General features: G+C 40.8%; 13 protein-coding genes. All 13 read left to right on the plus strand.

Features of this window, described 5'->3' with window-relative positions; translation table 11 throughout:
• The first annotated feature begins 35 nt into the window (after positions 1 to 35).
• The 13 genes from SAE01_RS12145 (at position 36) to SAE01_RS12205 (ending at position 15,641) form a co-directional block, all read left to right on the plus strand.
• The gene (locus tag SAE01_RS12145) at positions 36 to 812 is read left to right on the plus strand and encodes an enoyl-CoA hydratase/isomerase family protein (RefSeq protein ID WP_147204032.1); all 777 of its coding nucleotides are present in this window, start codon (positions 36 to 38) and stop codon (positions 810 to 812) included.
• A 144-nt stretch (positions 813 to 956) separates the two neighbouring features.
• A complete protein-coding gene (gene fumC, locus SAE01_RS12150) occupies positions 957 to 2,357 on the plus strand; it encodes a class II fumarate hydratase (protein ID WP_147204033.1) in 1,401 nt (466 codons plus the stop codon).
• A gap of 457 nt (positions 2,358 to 2,814) precedes the next feature.
• A complete protein-coding gene (locus tag SAE01_RS12155) occupies positions 2,815 to 4,785 on the plus strand; it encodes a KUP/HAK/KT family potassium transporter (RefSeq protein WP_147204034.1) in 1,971 nt (656 codons plus the stop codon).
• 267 nt (positions 4,786 to 5,052) lie between these two features.
• The gene (locus SAE01_RS12160) at positions 5,053 to 5,871 is read left to right on the plus strand and encodes a polysaccharide biosynthesis/export family protein (protein ID WP_147204035.1); all 819 of its coding nucleotides are present in this window, start codon (positions 5,053 to 5,055) and stop codon (positions 5,869 to 5,871) included.
• A gap of 41 nt (positions 5,872 to 5,912) precedes the next feature.
• Entirely contained in the window at positions 5,913 to 8,315 is a 2,403-nt protein-coding gene (locus SAE01_RS12165; RefSeq protein WP_147204036.1) for a GumC family protein, read from the plus strand.
• A 102-nt stretch (positions 8,316 to 8,417) separates the two neighbouring features.
• Positions 8,418 to 8,924, plus strand: coding sequence for a UpxY family transcription antiterminator (locus tag SAE01_RS12170; protein WP_147204037.1), 507 nt, complete (start codon positions 8,418 to 8,420; stop codon positions 8,922 to 8,924).
• A gap of 21 nt (positions 8,925 to 8,945) precedes the next feature.
• A complete protein-coding gene (locus SAE01_RS12175) occupies positions 8,946 to 9,944 on the plus strand; it encodes a Gfo/Idh/MocA family protein (protein ID WP_147204038.1) in 999 nt (332 codons plus the stop codon).
• Positions 9,944 to 10,639, plus strand: coding sequence for an acylneuraminate cytidylyltransferase family protein (locus SAE01_RS12180; RefSeq protein WP_218029144.1), 696 nt, complete (start codon positions 9,944 to 9,946; stop codon positions 10,637 to 10,639). Before SAE01_RS12175 ends, SAE01_RS12180 begins: the two co-directional genes overlap by 1 nt.
• The gene (locus SAE01_RS12185; RefSeq protein ID WP_147204040.1) at positions 10,636 to 11,436 is read left to right on the plus strand and encodes an SDR family oxidoreductase; all 801 of its coding nucleotides are present in this window, start codon (positions 10,636 to 10,638) and stop codon (positions 11,434 to 11,436) included. The genes SAE01_RS12180 and SAE01_RS12185 overlap by 4 nt, the downstream gene beginning before the upstream one ends.
• Before the next feature lie 49 nt (positions 11,437 to 11,485).
• Positions 11,486 to 12,655: a glycosyltransferase family protein gene (locus SAE01_RS12190; protein ID WP_147204041.1), complete on the plus strand. Its 1,170-nt coding sequence runs from the start codon at positions 11,486 to 11,488 to the stop codon at positions 12,653 to 12,655.
• Positions 12,656 to 12,833: 178 nt separating this feature from the next.
• Entirely contained in the window at positions 12,834 to 13,583 is a 750-nt protein-coding gene (locus SAE01_RS12195; protein WP_147204042.1) for an FkbM family methyltransferase, read from the plus strand.
• 45 nt (positions 13,584 to 13,628) lie between these two features.
• Positions 13,629 to 14,669, plus strand: coding sequence for an N-acetylneuraminate synthase family protein (locus SAE01_RS12200; protein ID WP_147204043.1), 1,041 nt, complete (start codon positions 13,629 to 13,631; stop codon positions 14,667 to 14,669).
• Positions 14,670 to 14,708: 39 nt separating this feature from the next.
• A complete protein-coding gene (locus tag SAE01_RS12205) occupies positions 14,709 to 15,641 on the plus strand; it encodes an alpha-1,2-fucosyltransferase (protein ID WP_170234151.1) in 933 nt (310 codons plus the stop codon).
• Positions 15,642 to 15,661 lie beyond the last annotated feature (20 nt).

Genomic DNA, 15,661 nt, shown 5'->3' on the forward strand with positions numbered 1-15,661 from the left:
CAGATCTCAATAGCTCTTTAGTCTAAAAATATTGTATGTATCAAACCCTTCTTACTTCACTCGAAGATCAAATTCTTATCATAACCATCAATCGTCCTGATAAGATGAATGCCATAAACAATATGGTAATGTCAGAATTATCAGCAGTAATTGATGAAGTTTATAACAATTCTGAAATAAGGTCTGCAGTTATAACCGGTGCCGGTGCCAAAGCTTTCGTAGCCGGTGCCGACATCAGCCAGTTCCAGGGATTAACTATTGAAGAAGGCAAAAGCCTGGCAAAAAAAGGACAGGATGTATTTCAAAAAATAGAAGACTGTCCAAAACCTGTCGTCGCTGCAGTCAATGGTTTTGCATTAGGTGGAGGACACGAGCTAGCCATGGCGTGCCATTTTAGAATTGCAAGTGAGAACGCAAAGTTTGGCCAGCCGGAAGTGAACTTGGGCCTTATCCCTGGCTACGGTGGTACGCAAAGACTGGTTCAATTAGTTGGTAAAGGCCGTGCTATAGAAATGATGATAACCGGAAACATGATAGACGCACAAACGGCTTTGCAATTTGGGCTGGTGAATTATGTCGTTCCCCAGGAAGAATTACTGAATAAGACAAAGTCAATCTTAGCCATTGCAAACAGCAAAGCTCCATTAGCGATTGCAAAATGCATACAAGCAGCTAACGCAGTTTTCGACGAAACTAAGAACGGGTACCAAGCAGAGATGACAGGCTTTGGCGAATGTTTTGCCACAGAAGATATGAAGGAGGGAACAGCAGCGTTCCTGGAAAAGAGAAAAGCAGTTTTTAAGGGAAGGTAGGAGCGAAAATGGAGTATGAAGTTTTTCTAATCCTTTCAACTGCAATATTATAAAAGTTGCAAATTTGCACAAAAAACGCTCAAAGCTTGAAGCTCATGGCTTACAGCTTTAAGCTTTAACATCAACCACAAACACAACCACATTATGGACTACCGGATAGAAAAAGACACAATGGGCGAAGTAAAAGTTCCTTCACATGTTTATTGGGGTGCTCAAACCCAAAGAAGTATAGAGAACTTTCAGATCGCGCAGGATATTAATAAAATGCCGAAGGAAATAATTAAAGCTTTTGCCTACCTAAAAAAAGCTGCGGCTCTTACCAATTGCGATGCTGGTGTGCTTTCAAAAGAAAAGGCAGATTTAATCGGCCAGGTATGCGATGAAATTTTAGAAGGTAAACTAGATGACCAGTTTCCTTTGGTCGTATGGCAAACCGGTAGCGGAACACAAAGCAATATGAATGCAAACGAGGTGATCGCTTACCGCGGCCACGTTATAAAAGGTGGCCAGTTAACAGACAAAGAAAAGTTTCTTCATCCGAATGATGACGTAAATAAATCTCAGTCCTCAAACGATACTTTTCCCACGGCAATGCACATTGCTGCATACAAAATTTTGGTGGAAGTTACCATTCCGGGCATCGAAAAGCTAAGGAACACGTTGGCACAAAAAAGCAAGGATTTTATGCAGGTGGTTAAAATAGGCCGTACCCATTTTATGGACGCCACCCCTTTAACCCTCGGGCAAGAGATCAGCGGCTATGTCAGCCAGTTGGATCATGGGTTAAGAGCTATTAGAAATACTTTAGCCCACTTAACCGAACTTGCCTTAGGTGGAACTGCCGTTGGTACAGGTATCAACACTCCTAGTGGGTATTCTGAAAATGTAGCAAAGCACATTGCGAATCTTACCGGCCTTCCTTTTATAACCGCCGAAAATAAATTCGAGGCACTTGCTGCTCACGACGCAATAGTTGAAGCGCACGGCGCACTTAAAACCGTCGCTGTCAGTCTCATGAAAATAGCAAACGACATTCGTCTATTGTCTTCAGGTCCGCGCAGTGGTATTGGCGAAATCTTCATTCCTGATAACGAACCCGGTTCATCCATCATGCCCGGTAAGGTTAATCCTACTCAAAGCGAGGCGCTCACCATGATTGCGGCGCAGGTTTTAGGCAACGACGTGTCGGTAAACGTTGGTGGAGCAATGGGTCATTTTGAGCTCAACGTTTTTAAACCCGTAATGATATATAACTTCCTGCATAGCGCGAGGCTCATCGGCGACGGCTGTGTAAGCTTCAACGATAAATGTGCGGTTGGCATACAGGCAATCGAAGCAAACATTAAAAAGCACGTTGACAATAGCCTGATGCTTGTGACTTCTTTAAACACAAAAATCGGTTATTACAAAGCAGCAGAAATTGCACAAAAAGCCCATAAAGAGGGAACTACTTTAAAAGAAATGGCCGTAAAGCTTGGCTATGTAACTCCTGAGGAGTTTGATCAGTGGGTTGTTCCTGCGAATATGGTGGGAGAAATAAAATAGTAGACATATTATGTTACAAACAAATATCCCTGGTTGAGCATTGTTGCGTCGCAGTACGTTCATCAGCAGTAATCTAATTAATCTTCAGTTTCAATGTTTTAAAGCCACTTTTTCGAAAGTGGCTTTATTGTTTACAGAGGAAGTATGAACTTTCATTTCTTGTATAAAACAGCTTTCATCTTCTTACCGGAATTACAGCAGTTGAAATCTTTCCCTGCATAATATACATTTTGGTTGAATTGGAAAAAGCTCCATAGAAAAGCCCAAAGTACAAGTGAGTGACACAACAATGTTGAAAAAATTTGTGCCGCTTGTCCCGACAATAATCTTTCAATAAAACAGCTTACCAGGAAACACGGTAAGCCTTTCATGTTTCTAAAAATTATGTTATGAGAAGGGTGAATGGTTATACATTTGTTTTTACTTTCCTTGTTTTAAGGGGAAAACTTATTTAAACATGAGTTCTCATTCGAATAGTAAGATCTCTGCTGCCGGAATTTTAATAGCACTTGGAATAATATACGGCGACATTGGTACTTCTCCCCTCTACGTTTTAAACGCAATTCTTAAAGATAGGGCAGTAACAGATCTACTGATCCTGGGCTCTTTATCTTGTATCATCTGGACACTTACACTGCAAACAACCATCAAATATGTGATATTAACCTTGAGGGCAGACAACCGGGGAGAGGGCGGAATATTTTCGCTTTTTGCATTGGTACGAAGAAGGCGCAAATGGTTGGTATTTGCCGCAATGATAGGAGGGGCCGCGCTACTAGCCGACGGAATGATTACACCGCCAATCTCGGTAGCATCTGCGATAGAAGGGTTAAGAAATATTCCCGCTCTGGCTGCGATAACAGACACCACCATTATTGGGATTGTGCTGGCTATCATTGCTGCGTTATTCTTTGCGCAACAATTTGGTACGGCCTCCATAGGAAAACTGTTTGGACCGGTTATGACCTTATGGTTTCTCATGCTTGGTATTTTAGGTGCTAATCACATTGGTGATTACCTGCACGTCTTTAAAGCATTTAACCCGTTGTACGCAATTCGACTCCTTACCCGCTACCCCCAAGGGTTTTGGCTACTGGGTGCAGTGTTCCTTTGCACCACAGGTGCGGAGGCGTTGTATTCTGACTTGGGCCACTGCGGAAAAGGAAATATCAGGGCCTCGTGGGTGTTTGTAAAATCTTGCCTGATCATTAATTATCTAGGGCAAGGAGCATGGTTGCTTTCCAATTATAAAGGCATGGTGATTTCTGAAGAAATGATCACAAAAGGCTTCAATCCTTTCTATGGGGTAATGCCCGAATGGTTCGTTATAATTGGGATAGTAATAGCCACTACTGCCGCCATCATTGCCAGCCAGGCTTTAATTAGCGGATCGTTTACCTTGATCAGTGAAGCCATAAGGTTGAACCTCTGGCCCAAAATGAAAATAAAATATCCTTCGGAGGCGAAGGGCCAGCTCTTTGTTCCAGGCATTAATGCAGTGCTTTTTGTTGGCTGTTGCGGCATTGTACTCTATTTTAAAAAGGCAACGAATATGGAGGCCGCTTATGGCCTGGCCATTACCATGTGTATGATTGCGACAACTATTCTATTTGCAAATTTCCTCGTGCTACACAGAACTTTTAGGGTCTGGATTTATCTTTTCCTTGTTGTATATCTTTCTATTGAAATTTCTTTTTTGGCAGCCAACCTCGACAAGTTTCCACACGGCGGTTTTGTAACGCTGATTGTTGGGGGCGGTCTTTTTCTGATCATGTATGTGTGGTATCGCGCACGAAAAATTAAAAACCGGTACGTGGAATTCGTGCGGGTTGAACACTATATCTCTAACCTGCAGGAGTTAAGCAACGACAAGACAATTCCTAAATATGCAACCCACCTTGTTTACCTGACTAGCGCGGACAATCCAAATGAGATAGAACACAAAATCATTTACTCTATTCTCAACCGCAAACCCAAGCGGGCCGATATCTACTGGTTTATTCATGTAGATACTTTAGACGATCCCTATACGATGGAGTATAAGGTTGATCACATCATACCGAATGACATTATCCGGGTAGAATTCAGGCTTGGCTTTAGAGTGCAGCCGCGCATCAATCTCTTGTTCCGCAAAGTGGTCGAGGACCTTGTTGCAAATAAAGAGGTGAATGTTACCAGCCGGTACGAGAGCCTTGAACGTAATAATGTGATTGGAGATTTTCAGTTCATCAAAATGGAGAAGTACCTAAGCCAGGATAACGAACTTCCGTTTGCGGAAAAACTAATCATGCGATTTTACTTTTGGTTGAAGGAAGTCAGCTTATCCGAGGAACGCGGCTTTGGTCTTGATACCAGTAACGTAAATGTTGAAAAATTCCCTCTCATCGTGGCTCCTGTTACAAACGTAAAACTTAGACGACTTGAATAGGTAGGTGTCTCGCGCTTAAAAACATAAAAGCAGAAATAGCTACCGCCACTTAAAACATACTTGCTTCTTTGAACCTTTTAAAGGCAAGTTTATCGAAACCGCCAATTCCAACGATGGGATGATAAACTAGACTTTTTTACTTTACTTTGGTCATTCGTATCCAGAATGTATTGTTGAAATTGTTTCAGCCGATTTTCTTGTTTTCACAATGTTTGGTATTTAAAAACGTTTGAAACAAATCAACAAATAATATTTATACAGTATTTTATGATTAAAAGTCCAAGAGGAGGGCAGTTTATTGCTGCAACGAATCTTAAAGGTAAGTTTTCGTGTCTTACTGGCGTTTTGCTTTTTATTTGTCTTTATGGAACTTCCTGCATTCCTTCAAAAAATCTTAAATACTTCAATAATTTAAGTGACTCCCAGGTAGTACGTCTTCCTAAATTAGAAAAACCGCAGGCCAGAATTATGCCTGAAGATATATTAGACATTAGAATTGCAGGCGCCAACGAAGCCACCGCCGCTTTATTCAACACTTATTCAAGCACTACCAATGCAGCCTCCTCTTCCACAAATGCAAATACAGGCTACCTTGTAGATAACCAGGGCGATGTTGAATTTCCAATAATGGGAAAAATTCATGCAGCCGGCTTGTCAAGAGAAGAATTTAGAGACAGGCTAAAAGAACGCGTTTCAAAGTATTTGAAAGATCCTCTTATTTCCGTAAAATTTACAAATTTTCGATTCTCAGTTTTGGGTGAAGTGAAAGCGCCAGGAAGCTTTTTGGTACAACAAGAGCGGGTAACTGTTTTAGAGGCGCTGGGTCTTTCGGGAGATATGACTACTTATAGCCGCCGTAACAACGTAAGGATTATAAGAGATAGTAGTGGAAACCGTGAAGTGGGTCAACTTGATTTTACTGACAAGGCAATATTTACATCGAAGTATTACTATTTGCAAAGAAACGACATCGTGTATGTGGAAGCCGAGAAGAGTAAGAGCCAGTTTGAAGATTTCTCCCGCGTATCGTCAATCGTCGCGACCCTTGCAAGTATTATTGCCCTTACAATAACTATCTTAAGATAATTAAATTTGTATATGAAGTTTTACCGCTTTAAATCGAAATAATGAGTTACCCTATAAATCCATCAGAAAACGAATTTGCCATCCCGGCAGGTAGTCAGTTTGATGTAAAAAAGTTTATCTATAAAATCATTGGTGTATTGCCGTGGTTTATAGTAAGCATTGTGCTTTGTATAATTGCTTCTAAAATTTATTTACGGTACACCATGCCTGTAAGTAAAATTTCTGCTTTCTTATTAATTAAGAGCCAGGAAGATGGGGGAAACTCTGAGTACAAGACTTTGAAGGAAATGGGACTTGTTACGCAAAACAACGACGTTCAGAATGAAATGGACATTATCCGTTCTTATGCGTTGATGAGAAAAGTGGTGGACTCTCTACACCTTAATGTAAATATTTACAAAGAAGGGCGCGTGACCGCTTCTCCCATTTATGGCGAAAAGTCTCCTTTTTCAATCAAAGTAGTTGAGCCAAATCCAGGGGCAACGCCCAGTGGTTTCAAAATAGCTTTAAGAGAAAATGATTTTTTAGTAGGGGATAAGGGGTCAGAAAAAAGATATGCATATGGACAGGTTTTTGAAACAGACTTCGGTAAAATTAGCATTGAACGTAATCCTAATTTAAAACTTGATCCTAATGGTTTTAGGGTCTTTTTTAGTGATAAGGAAGGCGAAACAAAAAAGTATAAAAACGCAATAGATGTAAGGTTGACGCATGATATGGGAGGTATCATAGAAATATCGATGGCCGACGAAATCCCGGAGCGCGCAATTATGATTGTGAACAAGTTGATTGATGTTTATAACAATGCGGGTCTGGATGATAAAAACGTGGCGAGTATCAGAACCATCAAATTTTTGAATGATAGAATTGATACGGTAGCACGGGAGTTAAATGCAGTTGAGTTAAGTAGCGCGAGGTTTAAATCTTCAAACAAAATCAATTCTATATCTGCTGAAGCCACTTCATACTTAGGCCAGGCCGTAACCGTTGACAACAAGAAGGCCGACCAGATGGCCCAGATAAGAGTGTTAGAGTCGTTAGAGAACTACATTACCGCCTCCAGAGGAAGTAATGATGCCATCCCTTCAAGCTTAGGCATTGGTGAACCTACACTCATTTCGTTAATCACTACTCACAATACCCTCACCCAAGAAAGGCAGAGGATGGCTTTAAAGAGTACTGACTCGGACCCACTTGTCGCCAACTTGAACTCGCAGATAAGAGACATTAGGGAAAATATTATTAGCAACATAAAGGCGCTTAAAGGAGGATACAACAGTAATTTAAACCAGGTACAAAACACTTACGGAAACATTGAAAGTAAGATTTCGGGTTTGCCGACAAAAGAAAAACAATTGGTTAACCTTTCCCGCCAGGTTAATCTTAAAGAGTCATTGTATTTGTACCTACTTCAAAAGAAAGAAGAGTCACAGCTCTCACTTGCATCCAACATAAACAACACCCGTCTGGTGGATAGCGCTTTTAATACCGGTGTCATTAGGCCGGTAGCTTCACAAATACAGTTGTTTGCATTGCTTATTGGTCTAGCTATTCCAACGTTGATATTGGTCTTGCGTGATTTCTTCAACAATAAAATTAGCGACCGGAAAGAAATTGAAGAGGGAACTACTGTTCCGATTTTGGGTGAACTTTCGTACGAAAAGAATAAGAAAAACATTGTTATTGATAATAAAAGCCGTACGCCAATTTCTGAGCAGTTTAGACTTATTCGCACCAACATCCAGTATATGGGTGCGGAGAAATCGGTCAAGACTATCCTGTTATCTTCCTTTATGAGTGGCGAAGGAAAGAGTTTTGTATCGCTTAACCTGGCAAGTAGTATGGGTATTACGGGAGCAAAAACTGTCATCCTCGAGTTTGACCTGCGCAAACCAAAGCTGAGTAAATATCTAAATGTGCCCGGCGAATACGGTATTTCAAACTACATTATTAAAGACATACCGGTAGAAGACATTATCAAAAAAGTTCCAGGGCACGAACATATTCATGTAATTAGTTCAGGACCTATACCACCAAACCCCGCCGAGTTACTACTTAGTCCAAAGACGGAGTACCTGATGAAATACCTTCGAGAAAATTTCGATGTAATCATAATAGACACAGCTCCGGTTGGATTAGTGACGGACGCATTATTGCTAGAAAAATATGCAGACCTCACTATGTTTATCGTCAGGCATAAATATTCATCTAAAGCCGTTATTCCGTTTGTAGAAAAGCTGAACAGGGAGAAAAAAATTAAATCGCTTGCCCTTGTGGTAAATGGTATCAAAAATGATACTTCGTTTGGATATGGGTATGGAGGATACGGCTACGGCTATGGATATGGCTACGGTTATGGCTACGGTTACGGGTATTACGTGCAGGATAAGAAGAAGGGTTTTCTCGAAAACCTGCTGGGCGGATTTAGTAAAAAGGACGCTTAGAAATACGGGTTGCAATCATATTTTTATTTTACAAGTTACTCCTGTTGTAGAAGTACAATGGGAGTGAGGAAGCGAAGCTGTAAAGAAGAATGAAAGTTAAATATGGAAAACGATAAGAAGTGGTTTGCTATTTATACCAAACCAAGATGGGAAAAAAAGGTTAGCCGGGTTTTAGAACAAAAAGGGATTGTGTGCTGGTGTCCCCTTAGAAAAGTTGAAAAACAATGGAGCGACAGAAAGAAAATTATAGAAGAGCCATTGTTTACCTCTTATGTCTTTGTCAACATTGACGAGAAAGAGAAAACCCCGGTGTTGATGACCGACGGGGTTTTAAACTTTGTTTACTATGTGGGTAAACCGGCAGTAATAAGAGACGAGGAAATTGACATCATCAAAAAATATCTTTCAGAAAAAGATGCCTCAGTTTCTGTCCAGTCGCTTAACTCCCTAGACGAGAATACAAGAATTAAAGTAAATCATGGTGTCTTTATGGATACCACCGGCACGGTCTTAAAAGGCGGAAAGAAAAAAGTATTTGTAAAGCTTGAAAGCTTAGACCAGGTCATGATCGTCGAGTTTCCGATCGAGTACTTGTCGCCGCTTTTTTAATTTTTGTATTAATCCATCTTATTGAAAATCCTTCTCATTGGCCTTGGTTCTATAGGTCGTAGACATCTACGCAATCTTCTGACCCTTGGATACAACCAGATATCTGTTGTCAGCCGTTCTGCCACACTCCCTGCCGAGTTTGATTTTCTCAGGGTTTACTCTTCACTACAAGATGCTCTATCGTCTTCGGTTTTCGATACTGCCATCATTTGCACTCCCACATCGCTTCACCTCGCCTCAGCCAGCATCTTGCTACACGCGAAAATCCCGAACATATATCTCGAAAAGCCCGTAAGTCATTCTTATAATGGAATAGAGGATCTACTTGCCTTAGCCGCTTCTTACGAAAGTAATATTGTGGTTGGTTACGATCTTCATTTCGATCCGGGAATGCAAAAGGTTCACGAACTGCTTGCAGAAAATGTTATTGGTAAAGTAGTTTCTGTCAACGCTTTTGTGGGCCAGTTCTTACCAGATTGGCGGCCAGCTGAAGATTATACAAAAGGGATGAGTGCTAAGAAGGAAACGGGTGGCGGAGTTATGCTTGATTTAGTACATGAGTTTGACTATCTCCTATGGCTGTTAGGGCCAGTGGAAACTGTTGCATCCCAATACTCCAACACTGGTGCTTTGCAAATTGAAACTGAAGATGTATGCGACGTGCTACTAAAGTTTGACAATGGGGCTACAGGAACTTTGCATCTTGATTACCTTCAAAAAAAGCTGGTTAGAAATTGTACGATCACTGGCTTCAATGGCGCTATAACCTGCAACCTTGCCGAGAACAAGGTAAGTTGGATAAATAAAGACAAGCAGGAAGAAGAATTCGAATACAAAGGATTTGAAAGGAACGGTAGGTTTATACAAATAATGAAGGCTTTTTTAGAAAATAAGAAAGACGCACGATTAACCAGTTTGCAGCAAGGAATTGAAAGTTTGAAACTTGTGCTTGCAGCAAAACGCTCCTCTGAAAAAGCCCGATTTGTAACGCTTAACACATTCAATCCTTCAGCCAGCTGATGATACTAGCTACTATCTGTTGTCGCGGAGGATCGAAAGGCGTACCGGGAAAAAATATAAGACTGCTGAAAGACAAACCCCTCATCGCTTATACAATCGAAGCAGCCAGCGGTAGTTTGCACATAAATAACCTTATTATTTCAACTGACGATGAAAGCATTGCTTCCATCGCCAAACAATATGGTGCAGCAGTTCCTTTTATGCGTCCTGCTGACCTGGCAACTGATACAGCTTCTAAGTGGCCCGTATTTATTCACGCAGTGGAAACCTACGAAAAACTTTCAGGTAAATCAGTGGATTACCTGGTAGATCTTGATGTCACGGTACCTCTGAAAATAGCAGAAGATATAGATGGGGCAATTGAACTTGCCTTAAGCGATACAACAGCAGACGTTGTTATAACCGGGTACGAACCGGAACGCAATCCCTACTTCAACATGATGGAAGTTGATGACAACGGGTATGCACAGATTGTAAAAAAAGGCGACCGGCCAATTGTAAGAAGACAAGATGCTCCCAAGGTTTATAGCTTAACTCCGGCTGCTTATGTTGTTAAAAAAAGTGCCTTGTATGAGTACGAGCATTGGAGTAAAGCCAGGTGTAAAATTTACGAGATCCCTCGTGAAAGAGCGGTGGATATAGATACAGAGATTGACTTTAAAATTGTGGAGTTTTTAATGGATCACTATAAATGAACGAACTGAATTTATTTGACTTATCAGGAAGAGTTACAATCATAACAGGGGGCGCGGGACTTCTTGCTTCCGAACATGCCATCGCTTTACATGCGCACGGTGCCAAAGTCATACTCGCCGATTTCAACCAAGAAAAATGCACGCTGGCTGTTGAAGCACTTGCAAAAGATGGAGTAATTGCAAGCGCAAAATTTTGCGACGTCACGAAAAAAGAAAGCTGGGAAACACTACTAAAGGAAGTCTTAGATGAATTTGGGAAAGTTGACATTTTAGTTAATAATGCCGGGTTCACCAACCAAAGCAAATCCGCCAACTTTGATGCTTCCTTTGAAAACTTTCCTTTGGAAGATTGGAATGCCATCATGAACGTCAACCTCACCGGTTCGTTTTTAGGATGCCAGGTGGTTGGCAAACATTTGCTCGAAAATGGCAAAGGATCCATCATAAACATTGCCTCATTATACGGCGTCGTTAGTCCTAATCATAAAATTTATCCCGGTACGGGCATCTCTCAACCTGTTGCTTATAGCGTAAGCAAACATGGTGTTGTTGCCCTCACAAAATACCTTGCTACACTTTGGGCAGAAAAAGGTGTTAGGGTAAATTCTTTAACTCCTGGTGGAATTTTTAATGGCCACGAAGGGTTGTTCCTCGAGCGTTTCAAACAGCTCAACCCGATAGGGCGAATGAGCGATAAAACAGAACTACGTGGCGGAATTGTTTTTCTTGCAAGCGATGCGAGTAGTCATGTTGTTGGCCACAATCTCGTAATCGACGGCGGCTGGACGGCCTGGTAATAAAAGAGCCGGTTTTTTCGTTATTAGGTTTTCACTTTATCCCCTAATAATGTTAGCTACAGCCAGGCTCAAAGATCAGTTACTGTCGAAAAGTTCAGGTGCTAAAAATTTGTTTTTTTTCGTTCTTTTTGTAGCCGTTGTCGTTGTTTACATGGTGCATCTCAGCAAGCGTCCGTTGTATAACTCCGACATGTTGCCTTACATGGGAGTTGTTTTGCAATTGAACGGTCTCGATGCAAAACAGGTTCATCAATCGGTCTATGCGATAACAAAGGAAAGCGTACCCGCAAAAAACTTTGTTGAGTTAACTGCATTAAATAAGGGGCGGGTGGAACGCTACAATGACTACGCTTTGTTTTATGATTACCTGAGGTTCTTCCGTCTAAAACCTTTATACGTCTTTGTGATAAAAGCATTTTATAGCGTAGGAATTAACTTAGCTTTTGCCACAGTTCTTCCTTCCCTGATTTGTGCAGGCGGATTGTTGATTGCTTTTTATTTAGCCATCCAAAAGCTGTTTACTGGCGGTATCATTCCTTTTTTTCTTAGTACCGTTGTTCTATTGCTTGGTTTCACCAATGAACTAGCTGTCATTTCTACGCCTGATGCAATGTCCTCGTTACTTGTCTTTATCCTATTTCTAAACCTGTTCTTCAGCGGCAAGTTAGGTGTTTCTTACCTGCTTCTGGCGCTCGCCGTATTCACGCGAATTGACAACCTGACGTTCTTACCATTCATCTTATATTATTACAGAATGAATAATATAAACATCCGTTCTATAATAAAAGGAGTATCAGCACTAGCTGTTCTTAGCATTATAGTTATTGTCGTTCCTTACTTTTTCGGCAATCACTTAACCTGGTTCAAAGACTTCATTTTTAAACCTTCAGTCTATGCTTCCCTTGTTAGAAAAAGTGCCACATTAATGAGAACAGATTTCAATTTATTATTCGCGCTTGTCTTAGTGCTATTGTATTCGAGGCTATCTGTACGCAAAGACTTAAAGACACTTTTTACAGGCATTCTGCTTGCAATGTCGGTGAGGTTCTTATTATTTCCCTCTTACGAAGAAAGGTTCTATTACATTTTTAAACTCATGCTTCTTTTCATTGCAGTTGCACCTTTTTCTTATAACTTAACCACCAGCAAAACGTTGGTAATGGTTCCAAGAGGGCGTCGTATACAAGGTTCTGCACCCGGGTATTCTTTTTCAAACTAACAGGTACATACCCGCTCTCGTTGTAGTAGTATTTTTCAATTTTCTGGTACCGGCTTTTGATCTTTAATAAGCATTGTTGTGTCACTCACTTGTACAATTATATCTTCCGGCATCGCCACGCAGGCAAGCCATGAAATTCGAATAGCAGTCTGCATATAGCAGCAGTTTAAAACACCCTATGAACCTTCCCATTCTTGAGCCCATTCTTAAAAGAGTTCTTCATTCTCAAACAGCTAAAAACATACTGAGGAAACAGGGTAAAAGGATTGTTGATTATCCGACAGGAGAACATAAAAAAATTGTTGACCTTCTCAAGCTAAAAAAGATTGACCTCGTTTTAGACATTGGCGCAAATGAAGGTCAATATGCTTCATACCTTCGAACAATTGGTTATAAAGGTGCTATTATTTCCTTTGAACCTTTAAACGGTGTTTTTGAAAAACTGCAAATAAAAGCTTCAAAAGATCCTTTATGGAGTTGTCATCAACTTGCTTTGGGAGATAAAGAAGAGACGACCATTATCAACGTCTCAGAAAACTCTCAAAGCAGCTCGCTACTCGAGGTGAAGTCTTTTGACTATGGCGTCAAGAGTGGAATGAACTACGTCAGCGAGCAACAAGTGACCGTTAAAACACTTGACAGTTTATTCGCCGAAATAACAAAAGGCTACAATAACATTTATCTAAAACTTGACGTGCAGGGATTTGAAAAAAAGGTATTGGATGGTGCACAGGAGTCATTGCAATCTGTCACTGGTGTCCAGTTCGAAATGGCTTTTGAAGAGTTGTACAAAGGCGAATTTTTATTCAATGATGTGATTGATTATCTCAAAGAAAGAAGCTTTCACTTGTGCGCTTTAAAGAACGGCTTCCATAACCAGGAGACCGGCAAGTTGTATGAGGCCGACGGGATATTTTATAAAATGTGAGAAACAGTCGATAAAACATTAAAACAACAGAGCAGTATTAATAGCATGAATAATTACATCGAAATAGCCGGGCGAAAGATTGGAATAGATTTTCCGCCTTTGGTTATTGCTGAGATTGGAATAAATCACGAAGGCTCTCTTACCGTGGCCAAAGAAATCGTCGATGCTGCCAAGGCTGCCGGTGTAGAAGTAGTAAAGCACCAAACTCACATTGTAGAAGATGAGATGAGCAGTGCTGCAAAAAATACAATCCCTGGCAATGCTGATGTAAGCATTTACGAGATTATGCGTCGGTGTTCCCTGAACGAAGAAGACGAACTGCAGTTAAAAAACTATGTAGAAAGTCAGGGGATGATTTTCATAAGTACACCTTTTAGCCGTGCGGCTGCAGACAGGTTACATAAATGGAATGTTCCTGCTTATAAGATCGGGTCTGGTGAATGCAACAACTATCCTTTGCTTGAGCATATTGCTTCGTTCGGCAAGCCTGTCATCCTGAGCACCGGAATGAATACTATTGAAAGTGTTTCGAAAGCAGTGGCAATTTTTAAGAAGCAAAACATTCCTTATGCATTGCTACATACTACCAATTTATATCCAACCCCAAATCACCTCGTTAGATTAGGGGCAATGGTCGAAGTTCAAAACGCTTTCCCGGATGCTGTAGTGGGCTTGAGCGACCATACACTTACCAACCATGCTTGCTTTGGCGCCGTGGCTTTAGGTGCTTCCATTTTAGAAAGACATTTTACTGATAGAATGGATCGTCCCGGTCCTGATATTATTTGCTCTATGGATGTAAAAGCTTGTACTGAATTAATAGAAGGTGCTAAAGTTATAGCCCAACAACGTGGCGGCCAAAAAGGGCCTGCCAAGGAAGAGCAGGTAACTATTGATTTTGCATTCGCAACGGTTTGCACAATTAAACCGGTCGCAAAAGGAGAAGTATTTACCAAAGAGAACATTTGGGTAAAGCGGCCGGGAAAAGGCGGCATCATCGCTGAAGAATATGAAAATGTTTTAGGAAAAACTGCCGCTAAGGATCTAGCGTTTGACATGCAGGTGAATTACGAAGACATTCATTAATTCAATTTAGCCTGCACGATGGTCATCTCAAAAATATCAATGGGCCTTGGAAACCAAATGTTCCAGTATGCAGCGGGAAAAGCCCTTTCACTCCACAAAAATGTTCCTTTTAAATTGGATGTTTCCAGCTATGAGGGTTATCATCTTCGCAAATTTGAATTGGACTCTTTGTTCTCAATTCAAACTGAAAAAGTCACCAAAGAGGAAGCAGCAAAGTATAGAATATCACAACCTGTGAAAAGCGCGTGGAATAAATTCTTTCCTAACAACAAGATTTTTTTTTATCATTTGCCGTATGAAATGAGTGGTGTAAAACGAAAAGTTCTTGAGTGTTCTGAACTTGTTTCTCCGGCTCATAAAAAGAGAACTTTTATAGAACCACAATATTATTTCAACCCAAATTTCTTTCAAGCTCCTGATGACGTATTTCTGATTGGGTACTGGATGAGCTGGCGGTATTTCGAGAAATTTGATCACCAGGTAAGACGAGACTTTACAGTAAGGCCTGAACTTGTAAACCACCTCCGGAATATCGAGCAGGAAATTCGTGCGAACAACAGCGTAAGCATTCATATAAGACGAAGCGACTTTACCACGAGCAAGAACGCTTCACTTCATGGCGTGATTCCGATTACATTTTATCTGAGTGCTATTGAGGAAATGACAAGTAAAAATCCTTCTTCTCATTATTATGTTTTTTCAGATGACATAGCTTGGGCAAAGGAAAACTTGACAACAAAATATCCAATCACTTTTGTGAGTAATGAAATCACAAAAACAGCCTTTGAGGATTTTTACCTGATGACGATTTGCAAACACAATATCATTGCTAACAGTACATTCAGCTGGTGGGCCGCTTACTTAAACAACAATCCAGGCAAAACAGTTATCGCCCCGGAGAAGTGGTACAATCAGGCTCCCTACAATTACAAGGACGTCTATCCCTTGTCGTGGAAAATTCTAAGCTCTTGAAAATCATTTTAATAAATAGT

Source organism: Segetibacter aerophilus (assembly GCF_007991655.1).
GTDB classification, from domain to species: Bacteria; Bacteroidota; Bacteroidia; order Chitinophagales; family Chitinophagaceae; genus Segetibacter; species Segetibacter aerophilus.

Coding starts and splice junctions, on each gene's coding strand:
- SAE01_RS12145 (WP_147204032.1), top strand. CDS start 36: ATGTATCAAACCCTTCTTACTTCACTCGAAGATCAAATTCTTATCATA.
- fumC (WP_147204033.1), top strand. CDS start 957: ATGGACTACCGGATAGAAAAAGACACAATGGGCGAAGTAAAAGTTCCT.
- SAE01_RS12155 (WP_147204034.1), top strand. CDS start 2,815: ATGAGTTCTCATTCGAATAGTAAGATCTCTGCTGCCGGAATTTTAATA.
- SAE01_RS12160 (WP_147204035.1), top strand. CDS start 5,053: ATGATTAAAAGTCCAAGAGGAGGGCAGTTTATTGCTGCAACGAATCTT.
- SAE01_RS12165 (WP_147204036.1), top strand. CDS start 5,913: ATGAGTTACCCTATAAATCCATCAGAAAACGAATTTGCCATCCCGGCA.
- SAE01_RS12170 (WP_147204037.1), top strand. CDS start 8,418: ATGGAAAACGATAAGAAGTGGTTTGCTATTTATACCAAACCAAGATGG.
- SAE01_RS12180 (WP_218029144.1), top strand. CDS start 9,944: ATGATACTAGCTACTATCTGTTGTCGCGGAGGATCGAAAGGCGTACCG.
- SAE01_RS12185 (WP_147204040.1), top strand. CDS start 10,636: ATGAACGAACTGAATTTATTTGACTTATCAGGAAGAGTTACAATCATA.
- SAE01_RS12190 (WP_147204041.1), top strand. CDS start 11,486: ATGTTAGCTACAGCCAGGCTCAAAGATCAGTTACTGTCGAAAAGTTCA.
- SAE01_RS12195 (WP_147204042.1), top strand. CDS start 12,834: ATGAACCTTCCCATTCTTGAGCCCATTCTTAAAAGAGTTCTTCATTCT.
- SAE01_RS12200 (WP_147204043.1), top strand. CDS start 13,629: ATGAATAATTACATCGAAATAGCCGGGCGAAAGATTGGAATAGATTTT.
- SAE01_RS12205 (WP_170234151.1), top strand. CDS start 14,709: ATGGGCCTTGGAAACCAAATGTTCCAGTATGCAGCGGGAAAAGCCCTT.